The sequence below is a fragment of the Acidimicrobiia bacterium genome, assembly GCA_029210695.1.
Classification (GTDB): domain Bacteria; phylum Actinomycetota; class Acidimicrobiia; order Spongiisociales; family JAHEDJ01; genus JAHEDJ01.
The window spans coordinates 1-872 of record JARGFH010000152.1; the positions used below are offsets into that span (position 1 = coordinate 1).

1 protein-coding gene is annotated in these 872 nt (G+C 41.5%); it reads left to right on the plus strand.

Annotation, left to right across the window (positions count from 1 at the left end):
• Window positions 1-872 (plus strand): IS30 family transposase (locus P1T08_18845; protein MDF1598131.1); only part of this gene is annotated, 872 nt, incomplete at both ends.

Below are 872 nucleotides of genomic sequence, written 5' to 3' on the forward strand. Positions count from 1 at the left end.
CTCAGAATGAAATCGCAAAATCCCTGGGGCGAAACCAAAGCAGCCTTTCACGCGAGCTTAGTCGAAACAAAGGGCAGCGAGGCTACCGACATAAACAGGCAGGCGAATTGGCTCAAGAGCGCCATAAAAATAAGCCTAAAGAAGTCAAATTGACCGCTGAAATAAAAGCGCTTATCAATGGCTACATTGAAGAAGGTTGGAGTCCTGAGCAGATTGCAGGTCGGTTAAAACAAGAAAATGTTATCAGCCTTCATCATGAGACAATTTACCAGCATGTACTGGCAGATAAAAAGGCGGGGGGAGAGCTTTATAAGCACCTTCGTCACCAAAAAAAGACCTACCGTAAGCGCTATGGATCAGCTCATAATCGCACGGGAATTCCGAATCGAGTAGATATAGATGAGAGGCCAGAAATTGCCAATAATCGTGAGCGTATAGGAGACTGGGAGGCTGATACCATCATAGGTAAAAATCACAAAGGAGCCATTGTCACTTTAGATGAAAGAAAATCAAAATTACGCCTTGCTTTTCCATTGGCAGGGAAAAAAGCCCAAGGTGTTTTTGAAGCAACCACTTTTCTGCTTGACCCTATCAAAAACTTTGTTAAAACAATCACTTTCGATAATGGCAAGGAATTTACTCTACATGAGAAAATAGCAAAATCACTTGAATGTGAGACGTATTTTGCCAAGCCTTACCATTCATGGGAAAGAGGGCAAAATGAGAATGCTAATGGCTTACTTCGTCAGTATTTTCCTAAGGAAATGGAGCTGGTTGATGTCACTATAAAACAAGTGTTTAGGGCTGTAGATAAACTCAATAGCAGACCTAAAAAATGCCTGGGTTTCAAAACGCCTTATGAAGTTTTTGAA